The following is a 22,198-nucleotide window of genomic DNA, read 5'->3' as shown; positions in this document are numbered from 1 at the left end:
ATGAGGATAACCATTCTGCTGATTTTTGCGTTTTCGGTAACTTTTCTAAGCGCCCAAACGCTTTCCGAGCCTCTTGAAGGTGTGGTTTCATACGTAACCTCACAAAGTGTTTACGTTAAGTTTAAATCAACAAAATCTATTTCTGAGGGAGACACTCTTTTTACAATTATAAACGAAAAAACACAAGCTGCATTGCTGGTAAGAAATTTATCGTCAACATCCTGCGTATGCACCCCACTTGCAGGCTTCATATTTAAACCATCTGACAAGATTTTTACCGGAACAATAGCAACAGCTAAAAGTGGGCATAGCCTTGCTGAAAATAAAATAAAACCTGTTGAACCTGATAAAAAAGAGCCGGCCACAATACCAGATACTACTACAAACAATGATATATCGAAAACTGAACGAAAACAAATTATCAATGGTCGATTATCAGTAGCCTCATATACAAACCTTTCAAATACCCCTCAGTCCAACACCCAAAGAATGCGTTATACGATTTCGTTAAATGCCAAAAACATAGCAAACTCAAGACTCTCAGGCGAAACCTACATTTCATTTGCTCATCGCAACAAACAGTGGAGCGAAATTCAGAATAATGTTTTCAAAGGGTTGAAAATATATAATCTGGCCCTGAAATATGAAGTAGCTAAAAATGCTACCATATGGGCCGGCAGAAAAATTAACCCCAAAATCTCGAATATGGGCGCTGTGGATGGCCTTCAGTTTGAAATAAAAACCAATTCTATAACTACAGGTATTCTGGCCGGCTCAAGACCTGATTACAGTGATTATGGCTTCAATACATCCTTATTGCAATATGGCGTATTTTTAAATCACGAACAAGTAATAAACAAAAGTAATCTTCAAACCACCATTGCGCTGGTTGAACAAAAAAATGCCGGATTCACCGACAGGCGGTTTGCATATTTACAACATTCAAACTCCTTAATTAAAAACATCAGCTTTTTTGGCTCTGCTGAATTTGACCTTTACAGATATGTAAAAGAAGTACAGGATAACTCGCCTCAACTTTCAAACCTTTACCTTTCTTTAAGATACAAATATAAAAATCTGGGTTCTGTCTCATTGTCATACAGCGAACGGCAGAATATTATTTACTACGAAACCTATAAAAGTTTTATTGATCAATTGCTTGAATCAGAGACTCAGAAAGGATACTTGCTTCAGGTCAGTTATCGTCCGGCCAAAAAACTATCAGTTGGCGCAACCGGAGGATACCGGTTCAGAAAAAGTGACATAAAAGCATCAAAAAACATGTATGCCTATGCTACTTACAGTCAGATTCCTTTTTTGAACATTTCGACTACCCTTTCTGCTACCATAATGGAAACCAGCTTTTTAAACGGGAACATTTTCAGCTTTGGATTTACCAAAGATCTGATTCCTAAAAAGTTAAGTGGAACATTTAACTACCGGTTTATCGATTACCGGTTTGCCAACACACAAATAAACCAAATGCAGCATTCTGGTGAAATCAGTCTGAACTGGAGAATATTAAAAAAACTAAACTGCACCTTTTATTATGAAGGAACATTTGACATGAGGTATATAAACAACCGCTTTAACATTCAGGTGTCAAAAAGTTTCTAAAACTTATTATTCAAAAAGGGGAGCACTATAGTGCATTAATTTAACCGGCGGCCTGACGGTAGGTAACCAATTGTTTTCGTTCCTCGTCCCACAAACGCAAACGCAAAGACTTCATACTTGTCAGAAATGTAACAGGCACTACCTTTTGGAAGGCTTCATTTTCCTTATGACATTTTTCCAGTTTATAGTTCGGGATTTTAGAGCTTAAATGATGAATATGGTGAAACCCTATATTTCCGCTAAACCACTGCAGGAGTGCCGGGAACTTAAGGTATGAAGCCCCGTTGATGGCCACAGTGGAATAGTCCCACTCATTATCGCGATACCAGTGTACATCGGGAAACTGGTGTTGCACATAAAAAAGAAATACGCCCGCAGTAGCAGCAAAATACATGACAGGAATTTGAATCAACAGGTAGGAATTCAACCCAATCAGCAAACTAATTCCTGTAGCCAGCCCCGCTATTCCCAAATTGGTAATGTAAACACTCAAACGCTCTTTGCGATTGAATCCTTTTCGGGTAAACCGGTTCATGACCAAAAAGACCAAACCCGCACCCAGCCCAAACATTATCAGCGGATTACGGTAAACCCTGTACATCCATCGTTTGTTTCGCGACAGGCTTTTATATTCGTCTACTGTTAAGGTCCATACATCTCCCACTCCACGCTTATCAAGATTTCCGGCAGTGCGGTGATGAATTAAGTGTGCGTGATGCCAGCGAAAATAAGGGGTGAATGTAAGAATGCCCAGAATAATACCTACAAAATCGTTAGCTGATTTCGACTTAAAAAAAGCGCCATGACCACAATCATGAAAAATAATAAACAACCTTACAGTAAAGCCCGCAGCCAGAATAGATACCGGCAAAACCAACCACCACGAGATGGTTATAAGGTAGACCATTAAAATCCACAAACCTATGTAAGGGATAAGTGTATTTAATAATTGCCAGATACTGCTGCGGACAGACGGGGTCTTATAAGCTGAAATCAGCTTTAACCATGATTTATCAACATTGGGTTTATGATTGTTTGGAAGCATCTTTTCTTACAAAAGTACTAAAAATCTTACAAAATTTCAATATCCAACATAATAAAAACCACTGAATAACAGATGTATAGATTTAACAACATCACCCCGCCCAAGACCATCTGAACTATCATCGCATACTCATTTATTTACAAGAACACGTTAAGAATTCATTTTTCGAACGCACATAAATATACACTACAACACTGAACACAAACACTTTAACACTCAACGAAAAGGGCAAGTATTTTCGCACCAACATTTATCACACATTATTGAGAAATATCGTTTATTTTTGAATTAAATTTATCACAAAGATTGACCCGGAGGGTTATCATTAATTTTTTGCATAGTATTTTTGCAACAACCTTTAAATTAATAATTATCAAATAATAAAGACCCGAAAAAGGTTTTAAATGAGGAATTTGATTTTAAACTTTTTCAAAGATTTAAGTTTCTCCGACGATCAAAAATCATCGGGAAAAGATGAAATATTAAAGAACAACCTGGGCCGTTTAACGTTCCTGGTCTATTTAGGGTTACCGGTTACACTTTTTCACATTCTGCTTTTTTTATATAAAATTGATGAAGCCCTGCCCGCGGAATTTAAATGGAGAAAAGGAATAATAATTGCTCACTCTTTGGCTTTTATCTCATTCCTTATCATTGGTTCTGTCATTTTTTACATCCACAAAAAGAAACTCTTTCATTTAAGGGTTTCTAAAACCATTCCTCACATCACATTTTTCATCATCCTGCTCCTGGGAACAATCATTGCCGGAATTGATCAATCAGTAACCAATGCAATCACTCCTTTTGTTATTGTCTGCCTTATGGCCGCTATGATTATCTATATAAACCCCTTATATTCTGCCATTTATTACCTACTGATTTTTACGGTTTTTTTTCTGGGAATGAACCATTTTCAGTTAAATCATGAAATCCGGTTATCAAATTATGTAAATGGATTTACCATCATTTCTATCAGTTGGTTTCTATCCCTTACTTTGTGGAGAAACTACCTGGTCAGATTCCGGGCATCATGGACAATCAACAACCAACAAACAGAGCTGGAAATGCAAAACGCTCAACTTAAAATAATTGCGAATGAGTTAAGTGAAGCCAATCAAACAAAAGACAAACTATTCTCCATTATTTCGCACGATCTCAGAGGTCCACTGTCAAATCTTGACGAAATACTTAAGATGTTGCAAAAGCAGGATATAACTGAAACAGATTTTAAGGATATCTTACCGGAGCTTTCAAAACAAACCAGTTTAACCAACGATTTGCTGGAAAATTTGCTAAGCTGGTCATACAGCAATTTAAAAGGTAATATTATAAAACGGGAAGAATTTGACATTGCCAACCTTTTAAATGAAATTATTCAGCTCTATCACAGCCAGATAAAAGGTAAAAGTCTGGATATTTCAAACCAGGTCGATATAGGTTCGATTGTCCTGGCAGACAAAAGTATGATTGCTGTTGTTATTCGCAACTTAATATCAAATGCCATAAAATTTTCAAAAACAGAAGGTAAAATACACATTTACAGCAAACTGAATGAGTCCTTCTTATATATTTACATTCAGGATAACGGAACAGGAATTCCTGTTGAGCAAATTGGCTTGTTATTCAGCAACCAGAACTTTTCAACTTCAGGAACCAAAGGCGAGAAAGGAACTGGCTTGGGGTTGATTCTCTGTCAGGATTTTATAAACAAAAACGGTGGAAAAATCAAACTGGAAAGTACATCAAGCAGTGGCAGCACTTTCTGTTTTAGCATTCCTCTGATAAAACACCATCAGGCTACGCCCGAAAAATAAATTTCATCTATGATAAATAAAACTGCGGTTGCCTTTGCCGTTAAAGGCTCCCGCAGTTATATCACTAACACTAAAACTAAAAACAAGCACTATTTTAAAAAAATCTCTCTCATCATTTTATTCCCGGTAATTTCACGCAGGGTTTCATAATTAACAATTGTTTTTTTGTACTCATCACCCATTCCATCCATAATTTTCTTCTCCAAATCCATTATTTTCTTATCTCTTGCAGGATCGGGATCAAATGAAGCTAAATTTTCATGTTCAACCATCAATAAAAGATCAAAGTCCGATTTATTGGCTGCACTCCCCATCAAAATCTTATAGGACTTGATTAAATTCTCTTTCACCAACATATCCATGGATGATTTCCAGGTTTTGCTCAGGCCTTTCAGATAATCGTCTCCCATATTGGCTTTCAGTTTAACAAAAGTCAATTCCCAAACAGTTCCCTGTTCATACAAATCAGATTGTGCCCTAAGGTTGAGAGGTGTTGCCAAAAAGCACAACAAGAAACCAACTGCTGTTGCATAAATAAACTTTTTCATTTTCCCTGATTTTGTGAATACTTATTTGGAACTGATTTAAACAAAGATAATATCATACTACCCTTCCAAACAAAACATTAACATAATATTAACTTTACCAATCTATTAGCGCGTAAAACCAATTAAAGCAACAAGTCGTTTGCTCAACATCATTCATTCATAAAATAACGCCCCGGTAACGCCCCGGGTAATAAAATCATTAACTTTGAGTAAACATTTATTGAAATAAATCACCCTTCATGAGCAAATTGCTTACGGCACTTATTACCCTCGCTGTTACATTAGCTGCAAATGGCCAAAACTACAAGGTATTACAACCCGAAGTAACCGCCCTTTACAAAAACACAAACGGGACTATTTTTGGTTTACGGGTAGATTCCTTGAAAATACTTGCATCTGACACCACTTTTTTTCTGCTAAAAAATCTTCAGCAAAAGAGCTGGGATTGTTTTGACATTGAAGGTTCCTCATGGATGGGCGACAAAGTCACCCTAACATCAGAAGGAGAAACAGTTTTTTACAATGCATACAGTCAGCCCATTTTTATAAAGCCTTTGGCTGGCCTAAATGAGGAATGGATTTGTTTTTCACGGCCGGAACTTAGTATCAGGGCAGGCATCACCGCATTGGGAACTGACACCATTTTGGCCTTGACAGATTCTGTAAAAACCATCTCATTTCAGGCGCTGAATAGCAACGGAGAGCCCGTTAATCACGAGATAAACAACTTCAGCCTCCTCCTTTCAAAAAATCACGGAATTATCAAAACATTAAACTTCTTCAACTTCCCTGATATTACGCTGGGCTATATCATGCAGCAATTGGATGCATTGACGTTATGCGGATTCGACAGTCCGGCTACGGGTATACAAAATCTCACCTGGAAAGAAGTAAACAATCACCAGCCCGGCGATGAACTTCACACCGTTTATGAATATACTTCCATTTATTATTCAATGAGGAATGAAACAATTACGCGGTTTCTCGATAGAATCATTTCCGGAGACACGATCATTTACCATACTGAACAAAAGCTTAAATCGTCCATTTCAGGCTATGGAAACAACACCTTTACTGCCAGAATTGATACACTTCTGCAAAAAATATACCCCAATCCCGAATTTGATCTGCTTCCGGGAATGGCCAATAACTTTTATAGTAGTGAAATTTTCATGACCACTATAATGAAAGAGAATGTGCATGGAGTAGTAAAAGCTTTAGACGGGGGTCCCGGCATTTCTTACGGCTGGGAAAATGACACCTGCTATCGTTATATGATTGCTGATGGATGTTTTACCAACTATGATTATTATGATGGACTTGGCGGGCCTTACTTTTATTGTCAAGAAGTGTTTGAAACCAGCCTGAGCGAATTGGTATATTTCAAAAAAAATGGCAATGAATGGGGAGTACCTCTTGAATATACAGTAAATACAGAGTTACAACCAAATGACCCTTCAGACGAATTGATTTCAGTCTTTCCCAATCCGATCAGAGATAAAATCAATATCCGTTTTCGGGGGAACACCAATAAATACAGCCTTCAGATTCTGGACACTTCAGGCAGGGAAGTAACGTCCTTTTCACTCAGTGGCAATTCTGCCCAACTGGATTTAAGCCATTTAAATAAGGGCCTGCTCATTCTCAGGTTCTCAACCTCAAATCAGTCTATCACAAAAAAACTTGTAAAATTATAGCGAAACTATTGCCGTAAAACTGTTTTCTACTTCATCGTTTGTTTCAGGTGAATAAACCTGAATCCCTTTTCAAATTCTTCCCAACTGACATTTGCTTTACAGGTAATCAATCTGGTTTCACCAGGCAACATATCGAAAAAATTGTCAGAAAACTGAGCGTCAGTATTGTCGCTAATCAGCATCAGATTTTTACATAATTTATCTGTCGACACTTCTATAACAAACAGGCCGTCCTTCGGGCTAATGCGTGTTTTAACATTTGGAACAGGGAGTTGAAGTGCTGCAGGCTTTACAAAATAAAAACACTCTTTATCAATTTCTCTTTTTCCTGAAACCAGGGTGGCTGAAAGAACCAGTTTATTTTCGCGATAATTCAAAGGCAAATCCTTTAGGTCAATGCTGAAAATTTCATGAGAACCATTTGCATTCAGAGACACTTTAACCGAGCGATTCCAAACAGAAAGCCCTGAAAAATCCATCAGATTTAACCTGAGCACAGCACTTGTTTTCTCAGGCAAATCTGAGACACCATGAATGACCAGTTTATCATCAGCAATAGACACACTTATAATTTCGTTTTTACAGGCTTCTTTGGCAAAATAATGCAGCGCTTTCCACTGACCATAATAATCGATACCCGACCAGGAAGCCACCGGCCAGCAATCATTTAACTGCCAGTACAACGAGCCCATACAATAAAGCATATCGCTCCTGTGTGTTTTAAGTGCAAGTTTTATGGCTTCGGCCTGTAAAAGTTGTCCTACATAAAGAAACTGTTCAAAATCATCGGGAATCTGATAATCCAGAGCCATATATTGTTTGATTCTCAGATTGCCAATACCGCTGCGCTGATGCGATGCCATAACTTCAGATTCTATATTCCAATCGGCAGGCAGCGTATATTTCTTTACGCTATTGAATTCAGGAAATGATTGAAAGCCATACTCGCTCATGAATCGTGCCTTATATTTTTTAAAATCATCAAAAGGATGTAATCCATGCCAGACACCCCAATAATGCATATCGCCTGAATTATTTTCATAAGACGCCAGTTTATACATTCCCGCTGATGGGGACGAATGCCAGTATGGCTGGTTATGGGCATAATGGTCAACCACATCGGGCAGAATATGATGAAAAATAGTATCGTATGCTTTCCAAATCACTTCACGTTGACTTGAATTATAATCCTTCTTCCAGCCCCAGCCTTTATCTTCAAATCCCTGCGCCCAGGCAGTTTCAATTTCATTATTGCCACACCATAAAGCCATGCAGGCATGATTACGCAACCGTTTTACATTATCCTCAGCCTCATGGCGAATACTATTCAGAAAATCAGCATCACCGGGATACATGCTACAAGCAAACATAAAGTCCTGCCAAACCATTATGCCATATTTATCACAGAGGTCATAAAAAAGATTGCTTTCATAAACACCTCCTCCCCACACCCTGAGCATATTCATATGGGCCTCGGCGGCTGATTTAACTATAAATTCATAGGTTTCAGGCTTAACGCGGGTTAGGAATACATCATTTGGAATATAATTGGCCCCTTTTGCAAATACAGGACGACCATTCACTTCAAAATAAAAGCTCTCACCATTCCCTTTGTTATCAGGCTTCCTCACAAGCTTTATTGTTCTCAGACCAATAACTGCCGATTGGAAATCCAATTGAGATTGACCGGTGGTTAAAGCTGCTGAAATCCTGTATAAAGGCTGATTCCCCAAGCCATTAGGCCACCAGATTCGGGGTTCAGCAATATTAAAACTCAGCTGATGGCTGCTTTTTCCCGGCAACACGTGCACACTTTTAGTAGCTATCGGGTTGTTGTCAACCATAAGATTTAGGAGAAAGTCCATTTCTAAGGATGATTCTACATGAACTTCGGCAGTCAGTTCTGCTGACTTTTTAGTTACACGGTTTTGAATTATGTTAAGATCAGTTATTCGGCAATCGTTCCATAATTCAAGATAAACTGGGCGCCAAATACCAGAAGTAACCAGGCGGGGACCCCAATCCCAGCCAAAATGATATCCCGCCTTTCGGCTGAAAACACTTACCTGGTTTTTCCCCATCCCTCCGGCGGCCGATTGATCATTGGATGCCGGCAATGGAAATCCAAAAGCTTCCTGCCTGGCCAGTCCTTTCATCAAAGGAGAGTGAAAAACAATCCGGAGTTCATTATCCCCTTCCTTCAAAAATCCCTTTACATCTACCCTCCATACAACAAACATATTGTCAGCATTCAAAATCAGCTGGTTGTTTAAAAAAACGTCAGCCCATGTATCAAGCCCCTCAAAAACAAGCTGTATATTTTGCATCGCTGCATCGCGGGAATCAATATTAAAGTTGGTTTTATACTCCCAGTTTACCTTATCAATCCATTGAACATCCCGCTCATTCAGCCTGTAAAATGGATCTTCAATCTTACCTGCAGCCATTAAATCGGTATGAACAGTACCCGGAACAGTTGCAGGCATCCAGTCAGGTGTTGCTACCTGCCGAAACTGCCAGTTCCCTGAAATTTGTTTTGAACTTAAAGATTGCTGTGCAACAACAAATTGCTGGATTAAAAGTGTGCACACAAGAAAGTAAAACCGTAACGAAGTCATATAACCTGAATGAAATGATACATAAGAATGGCTGGTGTAATCAGCAGTAAACTTATGGAAAATTTAAATCAGCCAATCAGTCAATTTGTCATTTGAGCGCAATTTCCGCACTAGCGACTGAATTACTGCACATTACAAATATTTATGTAAGTTTAATCATTCATCACTGGCGCTTGTTAGCACATCAATGTTAAAGGACCGTTCACTTTGACGGCAACTTTTGACCAGTCTGTTTGTTAAATCAATACCATGATATTTACCAGGTATGTATAAGGTATTAATTGTTGATGATGATCCAACCTTTTGTCTGATGCTCAAATCATATTTAGGCAACAAAGGGTTTGAAGTAAAAGAAGTATTCAGTGCAGGTAGTGCCATGAAAGCTGCAAAAGAGCAGCCATTTGACATTATTCTGACAGATTACCGTTTACCCGACTTTGACGGGCTTGTATTGATGAATGAGTTAAAAACCATTGCGCCGGGAGTTCCAGCCATTCTTATGACCCGTTACGGAGATATACGTTCAGCTGTAACTGCCATTAAGTCAGGAGCTTTTGATTATATCACCAAACCGGTAAACCCTGACGAACTGTTACTTACAGTTAATAAAGCCATTGGCAAGCCCAAGTCAGCATCTGTTCAAAAGATTGGAATCAGAACAGAAGCCCTTCCGGGAAGCTACAACTATTTAAGAGGCACCAGTGAAACTTCATTATTGGTTGAACAATATATTTCACTGGTTTCTACCACAGATATGTCGGTTATTATACAGGGCGAAAGTGGAACTGGCAAAGAGTATGTAGCCAGAATGATTCACACAAAAAGCCACAGACACAACAAGCCATTTGTAGCAGTTGACTGCGGCGCATTAACCAATGAACTTGCAGCAAGCGAGCTTTTCGGACATACCAAAGGTTCATTTACCGATGCTCATGCTGACAAAGAAGGTCAGTTTCAGCAAGCAAACGGAGGAACACTTTTTCTGGATGAAATAGGAAATTTATCCTACGAAAACCAGCTCAAACTATTAAGAGCAACACAGGAGCGCAAGGTCAGAAAAATTGGAAGTATCAAAGATGTGGACGTGGATGTTAGAATTATTGTTGCAACCAACGAAGATTTGGCAGCCAATGTTCAAAAAGGAAGTTTCAGAGAAGATTTGTTTCACCGGCTTAATGAATTTAAAATAACTGTACCGGCTTTAAGGCAGCGAGGAGAAGATATTCTGCAATTCGCTCATTATTTTTTACAGTCTGCCAATCAGGAACTAAACAAAAATGTGACAGGTTTTGACAAAGAAGTCATCCAAAAACTACTTGCCTACCCGTGGCCCGGCAACATCAGGGAGATGAAGAATGTAATAAAGAGGAGTGTATTGTTTGCAACCACCGATTATGTAACCATAAACAATCTCCCGGCTGAAATCCTCACAAAGCCTGCTCAGGCCGTCAATAATGGTTCTAAAAGCACTACCGACCTTAAATCACTGGCAGAAACACACGAAAAACAAACCATCATAAGTGTTCTGGAAAAAACCCACTTCAACAAAACAAAGGCTGCACGACTTTTGAATATTGATCGCAAAACGCTCTATAATAAAATGAAACTTTACGATATTGAAGGGTAAACGAATGTATGGTGCATGGCAATTACAGGTTGTATCTGACGACGCTCAACTTAAGTTACTACAAACACGATAGCAAAGTTTATGAAGGCAATTTCTTTTCGTTTGCCGACAAGCGCAACAACTCATTCTCCAGCAGAGGATAAAGGCGATTATTCAAAGCCGTAATTTTCAACAGCAATGATTTAATATCTTCCTGATGAACCAACTCGGTATTCAGCGATTCAAGTTGAGAGAGCACCGGGAGAGCCTGCGATACGCCCATATGACCATATCCGGTAAGCAGCTTATGGGCCAACATTTTTATGCCCTGATAGTCAGAAACATCGCACATATTCCACAACTCCTGAACCGTCAGGTTTGAACTTTGAATAAATGATCTGATAATACTGGCCATTTGTATTGGATTGCCGGCGGCAAAAACCTCAGCCTGCGTAAGATCATAAAGCTGGCCATCCTTTTCTTTCTTTAGCACACCGGATTTAACAACAGGAATAGCATTTGTTACATAATATCCAATTCGTGAAAGAAAATCAGACTCACTAAATGGCTTTTGCAATACTTCATTAAACCCGGCATCAATAAATTCCGGGTCATAACGTTCAACTTTTGCAGCTGTAAATGCAATTACAGGAACAAGCGAAACAGCCTGATTATGATGAGCTCTGACGTGTTTCACCAGCTCAGTTCCACTGATTTCAGGCATCTGCACATCAGTCATAACTACATCATATTCATTAGATTCCAGTATTTCTATGGCTTCACGACCATTGGCAGCCACATCAACAACCATACCTGCATTCTCCGCAATTATGCGTGCGAGCAAAATATTAAAAACATCATCATCCACAACTAAAAGTCGCCGACCGGTTAAGTTGATATCGCCAGGCAATTGCAGCATTTCATTTACTGCCGGTTCGTTTTCTGATAAATCGAATGGCAACTCGAGCGTAAAAACCGAACCAATTCCGGGGGTACTCTCCACCGTTATATCTCCATGCTGAAGCCTGGCCAGACGCCGGCTAATGGCAAGTCCAAGACCAGAGCCACCAAAACGCCGGGCTGAAGAGGAGTCGGCCTGACGAAAGTCTTCAAAAATATCATGAAGCCTGTCGGGTTGAATGCCAATGCCTGAATCTATCACTTTGATGATAGTTTTATATGAATTTCCCTGGTTTTCAAGATCACACTCAACTTTTACACCTCCGTGCTCAGTAAACTTCATTGCATTGCTCAAAAGATTATAAAGTATCTGGCGAAACCTGAGCGGGTCACCTTCAAGTACAACATGCTCTCCTGTCTTACAGGAAGCCTCAAACTCAATTCCTTTTTCAGCAGCCGTAAGCTTAAATGTAATCAGTACATCTTCCAGTACATCCTGAAGCCTGAAAGGGATTTTTTCCAATTGTAGTTTGCCTGCGCCCAAACGCGACAAATCAAGAATATCGTTTACAGTTTCAAGTAAATGCCTTGAAGATCTTCTTACTGCTCCAAGATACTCCTGCTGCACTTGATTCAGCTGGGTATTGGTCAGCTGTTCAGAGAACCCGATAATGGCATTGAGAGGTGTCCTGATTTCATGACTCATATTTGCCAGAAACTCTTCCTTAACTTTGGCCATTTCAAGCGTTTCAAGATTGGCTTTTATAAGTTCCTGCTTATATTTATTACTCTTACGTATATTACTCAAAATCAACACCAGAAAAAACAGAATCAGCACCAGGGACACAAATCCGATGGCACCAATAACCAACACAGATCGGTTAGCCTCTTCGCTGGCCAATTTTGCTCTGCGTTCAGCCAGTAAGGTTTTGGTCATTTCCAGTTGCCTGAAAATGCGGGTTACCTGATCAATAATGAGTGAACTATTACGCAACATATTCAACTCCTGCTCCTGTAAGCCTTTATATGTAGCCAGGTCAAGTTTCCTGACATTTGATAAAGCTTTTTGAACATTTGTAAGAATCAGAGAGTCGCTCGGCCTGATTAAAGCTGTATCTGTAATCACACGTGTGGTTGACAAAACCAAAGGCCTGGTATCGGTAATTTCTTGCGGCTGCGCATTCTTTTTCGATGAAGTTTTCTTTCGTTTACTTCCAAACAGGCCTCGCGGCTTTTGTTCTGGTTCAGGCACAGGAAGGGGTTCTGGTCTTATCGTATCAAACACAGTAATCACACGGGTAGATGTACGTAATCGGTTGGGGATGGTGTCTAATGGGCCTGATTTTATCTGCCTGATAGCTTTCTCAGCAAAATCAAAACGCTCACGTTTCGATTTATAGATAAGATAAGCATTGATCATTTCCTGCCGCTGAACAAGTAAATTTGAAACACTGTCGAGTCTGGCCATCCTGTTTTCGTCTCCCCAGGCTATTACTGTCAACGAATCCAGATTCTTTGCAACATTTTCAATCAAAAAAGTGTACTCATCAAAATATGCAGCATCATTGGTCAGCGCATATATCCTGATGGCATTCTCAGCTGCCGACAAATTTGAGAGCAGGTTGCGCAGTGTATGCAACTCAGTATCAGGTTGGGAAAGTGTTTCGAGTGTATGACGCAGCGTTTTAGTATTTTGCCTGACAATATATCCGGCCGATACAACAGCCAGAATAGCAATGGCAAATACCAGTAGCACTTTAAATTGAAGCCCCCATTTACGCAATAGTGTCATATAAACTATTTGGATTCCCTGTCAGAACAAACATTATTTGAACAAAATGTTCTTATATAACACGTTAAAACTGTTTAAGTTTAACCTTCAATCATGCAAAACATCCCCGTTCTTCAACGCGTTTCACTTTTTATCATCAGGTTAGTCTGCCGGAATCATTTAACTCCCGATATTTGCAGGGCTAACTCCATTTTGTATGTCTATTCTAAATCGATTCAAGACCAACGGTATTATTACACGCAGTATACTTCTTGTCTCCCTCGTCAGTTTTTTCAACGATATTGGGAGCGAAATGTTATATCCTGTTATGCCTGTTTTCTTAAGGTCTATTGGCTTTTCGGTGGTACTCATCGGACTGCTTGAAGGATTTGCGGAAGCAACAGCAGGGTTAAGTAAAGGTTATTTCGGGCATCTTTCTGATAAAAAAGGCGTGCGTATGCCCTTTGTACGATTCGGATATTTACTGAGTGCCATCTCCAAACCTATGATGGCTGCTTTTACATGGCCATGGTGGATTTTCTCAGCGCGTACAACAGACAAGCTTGGAAAAGGTATCCGCACCAGCGCCCGCGATGCCCTGCTGAGCGACGAAACCACCCCCGAAAATAAAGGCCGTGTATTCGGATTTCATCGTGCGTTTGACACCTTGGGCGCAGCTATAGGCCCCATACTTGCATTGATTTATTTAAGCATTTGGCCTGGTGAATACAAATGGTTGTTTGTAATTGCTTTTATCCCGGGGTTGATAGCTGTAATCATTACATTTTTGATTCACGAAAAACCACAAAAAACTAATATTAATTCAAAACCAGGCTTCTTTAGTTTCCTTTCTTACAGGCATGTCGCCAGCAAACAATACAAGCTCCTGATAGGCGGACTGCTGTTTTTCACGCTCTTCAACAGTTCCGACGCCTTTTTGCTGCTTGGGCTTAAAGAAAGTGGCATGAGCGATACCCTTATGATTGGTTTTTACATTTTTTACAATTTGATTTATGCGCTGGTTGCTTATCCAGTGGGTGTAATTGCCGATAAATTTGGCCTCCACCGCACACTGGTCAGCGGACTGGTCGTTTTCGCTATTGTTTATCTTGGAATGGGAATCGCGGCACAACTTTGGCATTATGGCCTGCTATTCTTACTTTACGGCATTTATGCAGCTGCCAGTGAAGGTGTATCCAAAGCGCTGATTACAAATATCTGTCGCAAAGAAGATACAGCAACGGCCTTGGGATTTTATAACGCACTGGCCAGTATTTGTACCATGCTTGCCAGTACCCTTGCAGGATTAATCTGGTACAATTTCGGGCCATCTGCCATGTTTTTTGTTTCCGGAAGCGGCGTATTGATTGCTGCATTTTATCTGCTTTGGATAAAAAAGTTTACGCCTGCGGTAAATTGAGAATTTGAAAACTGAAGTATTATAATCGCCACACAGCAAATAACTCAAAAACAATCATTAAAAAAAGCCGGTTTTCTCATGATGAGATAAACCGGCTTTTTGCAAAATAAAACATTGTGGTTGCTATGAATTAACCACAAAAAAGCTTAAGACCAATGACTACAATTGTGATTGAAGAATTACGCCAACATCAGGAATACTTACATCCTGCTGGGCGCCTACTGCACGCATTCCTCTGCTGGTAAACCTTTCAACAATACGGTTGATGGTCTCCTGCCCTACCTGATGATTATGCAGGCGGGTTTCTATTCCTACCTGCCTGAAAAATTCTTCAGTACGTTGAATCGTAAGCTCAATTCGTTCTTCGTCAGTGCCTTCAGTAATATTCCATACACGGGTACCGTACTGCAGCAATTTTTCGCGGCGTTTATCTTTCATTAACCTCATCAGTCCTGGAAGTACAATTGCCAGCGTAACAGCATGATCTATGCCATGAAAAGCTGTAAGCTCATGACCAATCATATGAGTTGCCCAATCGGTCCGAACGCCGGTTGACAGCAATCCATTTAATGCCATTGTGGCAGCCCACATCAAATTAGCGCGGTTTTCATAATCAGGCTCAGTATTATTTACGGCTTTTAAACCTTCTTCAATTAAAGTAAGCAGTATGCCTTCAGCAAAGCGGTCCTGAACAGGAGAGTTCACCGGATATGTCAGATATTGCTCAATAACATGTACATAAGCATCAACAATACCATTGGCAACCTGGCGTTGCGGAAGACTAAATGTAATAGAAGGATCAAGAATTGAAAACTTAGGAAACAACACCGGCGAGCCAAAGGCAAACTTTTCCTGTGTGGCTTCGCGCGTTACAACACCTCCACTATTCATTTCTGAGCCGGTTGCAGCCAATGTCAGCACAGCTCCCAATGGCAAAGCCTCCTTAACCTGTATTTGTTTAGCAGCAATATCCCAGGCAAATTCGCCCTGATAATTTGCTGCTGCAGCAATAAACTTAGTCCCGTCAAGCACCGAACCACCTCCAACAGCAAGCAGGAAGTTAATATTCTGCGATCGGACGATTTCTACGGCTTTCATCAGTGTTTCATATCTGGGATTAGGCTCTATGCCTCCAAACTCAACCACTTCATGCCCCTTTAAAGCGGCAGTTACCTGCTCATACACTCCATTTTTATGAATACTGCCACCACCGTAGGTCATTAAAATTCTTGCATTTTCAGGAATGTTTTTTCCAAGTTCCTGAATTTTACCCTTCCCAAAAAGTATTTTTACAGGGTTATAAAAATTAAAATTGTTCATGATTTCTGTTTTTAATATTGATTTAATCGTTCTTAACAATTAGAAATTAAAATGGTCGCAAAAACAATAACAAAAAAGAGATTACTGCTTATTTGCGGGTTTCCACAAGATACTTCCCGGTATTTTTTCCTTGAAAAAGACCGATAAAAGCTTCTGGCAATGATTCAAATCCATGCAGTATTGTTTCCTGTGACTTCAGTTGGCCTTCTTTAATCCATTGTGCCAGCTGTTTTATTCCTTCGCTGAATCTGTCCGAATAATCAGACACAATAAAACCTTTCATCAACGCACTCTTTTTAAGCAATGTTGTTTGAATACGCGGGCCAACCGGTGTTTCCCTGCTATTATAAAGCGAAATCTGTCCGCAAAGAATAATACGGGCTCCTTTATTAATATTGGTTATAACTGCATCTGAGATTTCACCCCCAACATTGTCAAAATAAATATCCACACCTTTGGGGCATGCACGGGCAATGGCTGAATTCAAATCATTTTCTGTTTTATAATTGAGAACTTCATCCAGTCCTATTTCAGTTTTCAGATAATTAACCTTTTCATCACTGCCAGCAATACCCACAACCCTGCACCCTTTAATGCGGGCAATCTGGCTTACAATCATCCCCACAGCACCAGCTGCTCCAGAAACTACGACAGTTTCTCCCGCTACTGGCATTCCTATATCCAGCAGTCCAAAATAAGCAGTCAACCCGGGCATTCCCAGGATACCCAGGTAATAACTCAATGGCACGGATGTTTTATCGATCAGCCTGACGGTATCGGCTTTCGCAATCTGAATTTCCTGCCATGCCAACTGCCCTATGACCGCATCTCCGACAGCAAAATCGGGATGCCGGCTTTCTACGACTTCGGCAACTACTCCTCCATTTACAGGCTTTCCGACCTCAAATGGAGGAATGTAGGATTTTGCATCACTCATCCTGCCTCTCATGTAAGGATCTACAGAAACATAAAGTGATTTCAATAACAATTCTCCTTCACCCGGCGAACCAACCGAAACTTCATTCAACTCAAAGTGCTCAATTCCAGGCACTCCAACGGGCCTCGATTTCAATATAATTTGTCTGTTCATTGTTTTTAAGATTAAAATTTAAAGCTCAGTGACAATAAACATACCATTCATCCTTTTCTTGACGAATTGACAGGGGGAAGTTCCCGGTGGTTATAAAGTTTCGTCAATAAAAATATGTGATGAGATTAGTTAAGCTATAATGAAAAAACTAAAGGGAATATATACCTGTATTAGAGATAATTGCAAAAACAAACTGCCCTGCCTCAGGATGCTAGCCAGAAGCAGGGCAGTTTGTTTTATTAAATCAATTAGAAAAACAGCAATCAAAAAACTTCATCAACATTATCCAGCATATGGACAATTTCCACCATTTCTGTAATGACGGCCATTACCTCTGCCTGGTCTGTCAGGTCTGCCAGGTTTATCGGCATTCGGGCCATATCCTTTACCTCCTCTGCCTCTGCCGGACTTAGCATCGAAATAGCTTTTTTGTTCATCCGTCAAAAGATTCTTGATTTGCCGCTGATGATTTTCGCGGGCTTTCATCAAATCGCCACGTAACTTTGAAATCTCATCAATTGTACGATCAATGGCTTTTTCGTCAGCAGGTTCGCTCAAACGCAAGGTATTTAATCTGGCCTGTTTTTCGCCGATTTCTGCACGTAATAAATCTGCCTTTTTGATGTGGGCAATCCTTAATTGCTCAATAGCTGTTTTCTGCTCATCAGTCAATGATGGAATGGCAGCGATACAATCGCCTCTTCCCTGGCCATATCCAGGTCCGTTACCACGACATGGTCTTTGTGCATTCGACGTTGCTGGCAATAGCCCAATCATCAGTATGCCAGTGAGGATGGTCAGTAGTTTAATTCTTGTAGTTTTCATAAGATTAAAATTTATGGTTAATAAGGAAATTTTGCTTGATTAGTTGCGGTTGTTCCGGCCATGCCTGTATCTGTGCTGCCGGCCTTTATCATTAGGTCCGCTGTCGCGTGAAATCATTTCTCTGTAAAAATAACTCAGGTGATCTTGTTTATCGGGGCCTGCAATGTTGCTTATTTTTTTCAGATGCAAAGCAGTATTCATTTTTATTCTCGCCTGCAAATTCCCGGCCTGATTGCACAACTGCCTGAGTGCCACTGTATCTGTTGCCGGATTGGTCACTTCATCAATAATGGCTGTATTTACTTTATTCATTTGCAAAAACAAAGGTTTTGAAACCTCCCTGAAATCCTCACGAGCCTCCCTAAAAAGCTTCTCTTGTTCAGGATTAAAATCCATTTCTTTGATAAAAAAGGAGGGACCGGGTGGCTCTGCCAGTGAATCAGACGGAACCGGAAGTTCGCTTCTGTAAGGACTGAAATTGTTGTGTCTTATTTTATATATTACAGTAGTTACTGCAGCCAGGTTAATAATGGTCAGCACAACAATAGTAAAAATAAAAATCCTTGTTTTAGTTGGGGTCATGGCATTGATTCAGTTTCGTTTTCAGCAAGGTAATTTTCAAGAAATAATTCAGAGCTGCTGGTTAAGTGAATATCCTCAGCAAAGGATTGCAACATGCTGGTTCTGGATGACAGCTCCTGATTTCCGGCAATTGACTCAGCAGATGGTCCTGAAGCAAAAGTCAACAATTGCCCGCCCAGCCACACTCCTGCAAAAATAGCGGCAGCGGCGGCAGTAACAGCAGAAGTCAATTGAAGATATTTTACTTTCGGTTTAGCCGCAGCCGAAACCTCAGTTCTTTTTTCACGGCTACGCAATAGCAGTTTATTATAGAATTCAGCATCATTTGTATTTCGATACCCTGATGAAAAATTACTGACATCTGCAGCAAATTGCGTATAAAATGTGCTGCATGACTTACAAGAGCTCAGGTGTTCCTTTAAAGCGGGTGAAAGTTCTTCACACCTGCTTTTCCTGAGTTGATCGATAATCAAAAGATGAGCGTCGTTGCATTTCATGAGGTTCATTTTGCTTTTTTGACACAAAAAGATTGAATTTCTTGCAGAAAAAATTACTGCAGATAGTAAACAGACAGTTTTTTTCGCAGGTTTAACCGGGCTCTGTGTATCATGGATTCAACAGCCGACAAGCTAACTTCCATAATTTCAGCAATTTCAGCATACGACAGATCATCAAGCCGATTGAGTGTGAAAGCTGTACGCTGGTTTAATGGAAGAGATGCTATAGCCTTTGCCAGGATATTTTTTTGTTCATTCTGCTCCAGCGCATCATCTGAAACAGAGGGTTCTTCAACACCTGTTTTAGGAACATCATTGCCCGAAAGTCCAAATAATGCATCTATTTCAATACGAAATCTCCGTTTGCGGTTATCTCTTATAAAATTTAGAGAACGATTGGTGGCAATCCGGTATAACCATGTACTTAATTTAGCATCACCCCTGAATTTGGATGCATTCCTGATGGCCTCAATAAAAACCTCTTGTGCCAAATCTTCTGCATCATGCGAATTGTGCAAAAAACTATAACATACATTGTATACCTGAAGCTGATATCTGTCAACAAAAATACGGCCTGCCAAAGGGTCGCCTTTCGCAATTCCATTCAGTAGTTCAATATCAGTCATGCACAGATAACGGTTAATTTTCAGTTAAAATACACTGTTTTTGACACAAAAATTTGAAAAACCTTCGCAAAAAGTAAAAAAAATCACATTACTTAACCACAACTAAAAATGTTATCATCTGATTATCTTTGAGTTATAAAAATAAAAAAATGCTAAATAAAATAAAAAACCATAGCCTTTGTCATCCTAAAGATTCAGACAAAAAACTAGTGAAGAGGCTTGATTCTTGCTTGCAAAAAAGCTACATTTGCACCTCTGATTCTTGACGGAATATGCTCAAAGACACCCGATTAAAGGACAACCTGAATAAGTTATTACTTGCTTTCCTTTATGCTTCAGCTTTTTATTTATCCGTCCAAATACAGGCAACTGCAAATCAACTGATACCGGTTGAAAGTAATCAGCAGATTTTATCGCAGCAAACCATTAATATTCTGCCTGTTCAGGAACAAAATGGCCATATCAGGCATGCTCCTGTAAATTTATTTCCTTGCAACATCTTTCCTGAATTTGGAATCAATGCGCTATGGACATCCCGCTCAGTTCCATTATGTTTATTCATAGTCAGGCAAAACAATGAAAAACCTCATTCCATAAAAGCGCGCGATATCGCATATCGTTATCTGAGAATTTAGCATTAGCCTTTAAACTTAATATTCTGAAGTTTATCTGCACAACCTTTAACTAAGGTTTTGCACAATTTTGTTAATTCTTTAATACTCAAAAAAAATGGCACTAGAAAAAACCGGAAACACCGGCATGTCAGGGTTTAAACCTTTTATAATCATTTTGGCTGCACTTACAGCACTGATTATTGTGTTTAAAATCGTGATTTCACTAATCATGTAACACACTGTATTAAAACCACATACAAACAAGGGCAGATGACCAATACCATAATCTGCCCTTGTTAATTAAAACAGTTATAATATAAATCTAAAAATCGAGTTAATTATTAACACCTGCTTGTTGATAGTTATAAACATAAGGCAAGTTACCCGTCCTTAATTAGTATTAATTTTACAGTGAATTAACCCTAAAGCAAATGATTTCAGGACTTCTTCTTCAAATTACACAGCCTGCTACAAATCTGGCAGATACATTATCAGCAACTTTAACACAAAATGCAGCACAACCGACGGAAATAAGTCTTTCAATATGGGAACTGGCATTAAAAGGCGGCTGGATAATGATACCACTCGCATTGATGTCGGTTATAGCTGTTTATATCTTTACCGAACGATATATTGTCATCAACCGGGCTTCACGCGATGAGCATAACTTTATGAATAACATCCGTGATTTTATACATAATGGCAGAATTGATTCAGCTTTGTCGCTGTGTAAAAATAACCGCACCCCAATTGCCCGAATGATAGAAAAAGGCATCAACCGGATTGGGAAACCTTTGAACGACATCAATGCAGCAATTGAGAATGTAGGGAAACTGGAAGTTGCCAAACTGGAAAAGAACCTGGCAGCTATGGCTACCATCGCCGGAGCTGCACCCATGCTTGGCTTTCTGGGTACAGTAATTGGCATGGTACAGGCTTTTTACGATATGTCAATGGCCGGCAACAATATTGATATTGCAATGCTGTCAGGAGGAATTTATCAGGCAATGATTACAACTGTTGCAGGTCTTATAGTTGGAATTATTGGATATATATGTTACAATATCCTTGTTGCCAGAGTAGAAAAAGTGGTATTTATACTTGAAGCCAGAGCCACTGAGTTTATGGATTTGCTCCACGAACCTGCATCCTGAATCAGCTTACAGCAATTATCATTTCAAGACTCCGAACATGGCTATAAAATCAAGAAATAAAATAAGCACTCAATTCAGCATGGCATCCATGTCTGACCTTGTTTTTCTGTTGCTTATCTTTTTTATGCTGACTTCCACACTGATAAGCCCCAATGCCATTAAACTACTGTTACCATCAAGCAGTAGTAAAACCATGGCCAAGCAATCGCTTACTGTTTATATTGATGCCAATTACAATTACTTCGTAGAAGAGAAGCCGGTAATGTCGGAATTTCTGACAGAAAGCATTGGCAACAGTCTGCAAGGGCAGAATGATGCATCGGTGGTATTAAGAGCTGATCAAACGGTGCCGGTTCAATACATTGTTACACTGATTGATGCAGTTAATAAGGTAAATGAACTCACCAACACCAGGCACAAGGTTATACTTGCTACCAAACCAGCAAAATAATCT

At 39.7% G+C, this 22,198-nt stretch carries 18 protein-coding genes; 8 read left to right on the top strand and 10 right to left on the bottom strand.

Features of this window, described 5'->3' with window-relative positions; genetic code table 11:
• Positions 1-1,617, top strand: a complete 1,617-nt coding sequence (locus tag H6541_01615; protein MCB9014461.1) for a hypothetical protein — start codon at positions 1-3, stop codon at positions 1,615-1,617.
• 40 nt (positions 1,618-1,657) lie between these two features.
• Here the strand turns inward: H6541_01615 and H6541_01610 are convergent, their stop codons facing one another.
• A complete protein-coding gene (locus tag H6541_01610; protein ID MCB9014460.1) occupies positions 1,658-2,662 on the bottom strand; it encodes a fatty acid desaturase in 1,005 nt (334 codons plus the stop codon).
• 404 nt (positions 2,663-3,066) lie between these two features.
• Here H6541_01610 and H6541_01605 point away from each other — a divergent pair, with 404 nt between their 5' ends.
• Complete coding sequence (locus H6541_01605) at positions 3,067-4,476, top strand: HAMP domain-containing histidine kinase (GenBank protein MCB9014459.1); 1,410 nt, start codon at positions 3,067-3,069, stop codon at positions 4,474-4,476.
• Positions 4,477-4,565: 89 nt separating this feature from the next.
• Here the strand turns inward: H6541_01605 and H6541_01600 are convergent, their stop codons facing one another.
• Positions 4,566-5,024, bottom strand: coding sequence for a hypothetical protein (locus tag H6541_01600; GenBank protein MCB9014458.1), 459 nt, complete (start codon positions 5,022-5,024; stop codon positions 4,566-4,568).
• A 239-nt stretch (positions 5,025-5,263) separates the two neighbouring features.
• On the opposite strand from H6541_01600, the gene H6541_01595 reads away from it, so the two are divergent.
• Positions 5,264-6,721 (top strand): T9SS type A sorting domain-containing protein, encoded by a 1,458-nt coding sequence (locus tag H6541_01595; protein MCB9014457.1) that lies wholly within the window; start codon positions 5,264-5,266, stop codon positions 6,719-6,721.
• Positions 6,722-6,747: 26 nt separating this feature from the next.
• On the opposite strand, the gene H6541_01590 is transcribed toward H6541_01595, so the two are convergent.
• The gene (locus H6541_01590) at positions 6,748-9,339 is read right to left on the bottom strand and encodes a glycoside hydrolase family 2 protein (GenBank protein ID MCB9014456.1); all 2,592 of its coding nucleotides are present in this window, start codon (positions 9,337-9,339) and stop codon (positions 6,748-6,750) included.
• A 265-nt stretch (positions 9,340-9,604) separates the two neighbouring features.
• Here H6541_01590 and H6541_01585 point away from each other — a divergent pair, with 265 nt between their 5' ends.
• Positions 9,605-10,966 carry a sigma-54-dependent Fis family transcriptional regulator gene (locus H6541_01585; protein ID MCB9014455.1) on the top strand — a complete coding sequence of 454 codons (1,362 nt, stop codon included), beginning with the start codon at positions 9,605-9,607 and terminating at the stop codon, positions 10,964-10,966.
• A 79-nt stretch (positions 10,967-11,045) separates the two neighbouring features.
• Here H6541_01585 and H6541_01580 read toward each other — a convergent pair whose 3' ends face one another.
• Entirely contained in the window at positions 11,046-13,637 is a 2,592-nt protein-coding gene (locus H6541_01580) for a response regulator (protein MCB9014454.1), read from the bottom strand.
• A gap of 196 nt (positions 13,638-13,833) precedes the next feature.
• Between H6541_01580 and H6541_01575 the strand changes: the two genes are divergently transcribed.
• On the top strand, positions 13,834-15,036 hold the full coding sequence (locus H6541_01575; GenBank protein MCB9014453.1) for an MFS transporter: 1,203 nt from the start codon (positions 13,834-13,836) through the stop codon (positions 15,034-15,036).
• A gap of 159 nt (positions 15,037-15,195) precedes the next feature.
• Here the strand turns inward: H6541_01575 and H6541_01570 are convergent, their stop codons facing one another.
• The 6 genes from H6541_01570 to H6541_01545 all read right to left on the bottom strand — a co-directional run bounded on the left by H6541_01570 (position 15,196) and on the right by H6541_01545 (position 19,976).
• Positions 15,196-16,356, bottom strand: a complete 1,161-nt coding sequence (locus H6541_01570; protein ID MCB9014452.1) for an iron-containing alcohol dehydrogenase — start codon at positions 16,354-16,356, stop codon at positions 15,196-15,198.
• Positions 16,357-16,444: 88 nt separating this feature from the next.
• Positions 16,445-17,446, bottom strand: a complete 1,002-nt coding sequence (locus H6541_01565; protein MCB9014451.1) for an NADP-dependent oxidoreductase — start codon at positions 17,444-17,446, stop codon at positions 16,445-16,447.
• A 282-nt stretch (positions 17,447-17,728) separates the two neighbouring features.
• Positions 17,729-18,271, bottom strand: a complete 543-nt coding sequence (locus H6541_01560; protein MCB9014450.1) for a Spy/CpxP family protein refolding chaperone — start codon at positions 18,269-18,271, stop codon at positions 17,729-17,731.
• Between the two features lie 39 nt (positions 18,272-18,310).
• The gene (locus H6541_01555) at positions 18,311-18,853 is read right to left on the bottom strand and encodes a hypothetical protein (GenBank protein MCB9014449.1); all 543 of its coding nucleotides are present in this window, start codon (positions 18,851-18,853) and stop codon (positions 18,311-18,313) included.
• Positions 18,850-19,350 carry a hypothetical protein gene (locus H6541_01550; GenBank protein ID MCB9014448.1) on the bottom strand — a complete coding sequence of 167 codons (501 nt, stop codon included), beginning with the start codon at positions 19,348-19,350 and terminating at the stop codon, positions 18,850-18,852. Before H6541_01550 ends, H6541_01555 begins: the two co-directional genes overlap by 4 nt.
• A gap of 53 nt (positions 19,351-19,403) precedes the next feature.
• Positions 19,404-19,976, bottom strand: coding sequence for an RNA polymerase sigma factor (locus tag H6541_01545; protein ID MCB9014447.1), 573 nt, complete (start codon positions 19,974-19,976; stop codon positions 19,404-19,406).
• Between the two features lie 272 nt (positions 19,977-20,248).
• Between H6541_01545 and H6541_01540 the strand changes: the two genes are divergently transcribed.
• The 3 genes from H6541_01540 to H6541_01530 all read left to right on the top strand — a co-directional run bounded on the left by H6541_01540 (position 20,249) and on the right by H6541_01530 (position 22,195).
• Positions 20,249-20,611, top strand: coding sequence for a hypothetical protein (locus H6541_01540; protein MCB9014446.1), 363 nt, complete (start codon positions 20,249-20,251; stop codon positions 20,609-20,611).
• Between the two features lie 410 nt (positions 20,612-21,021).
• Positions 21,022-21,744, top strand: coding sequence for a MotA/TolQ/ExbB proton channel family protein (locus tag H6541_01535; GenBank protein MCB9014445.1), 723 nt, complete (start codon positions 21,022-21,024; stop codon positions 21,742-21,744).
• A 37-nt stretch (positions 21,745-21,781) separates the two neighbouring features.
• Positions 21,782-22,195 (top strand): biopolymer transporter ExbD, encoded by a 414-nt coding sequence (locus tag H6541_01530; GenBank protein MCB9014444.1) that lies wholly within the window; start codon positions 21,782-21,784, stop codon positions 22,193-22,195.
• The last annotated feature ends 3 nt before the right edge of the window (positions 22,196-22,198 follow it).

Source organism: Lentimicrobiaceae bacterium (assembly GCA_020636745.1).
GTDB lineage: Bacteria > Bacteroidota > Bacteroidia > Bacteroidales > Lentimicrobiaceae > Lentimicrobium.
The sequence above is the reverse complement of the archived record's forward strand: the minus strand, read 5'-3'. Positions and strand labels throughout refer to the sequence as shown.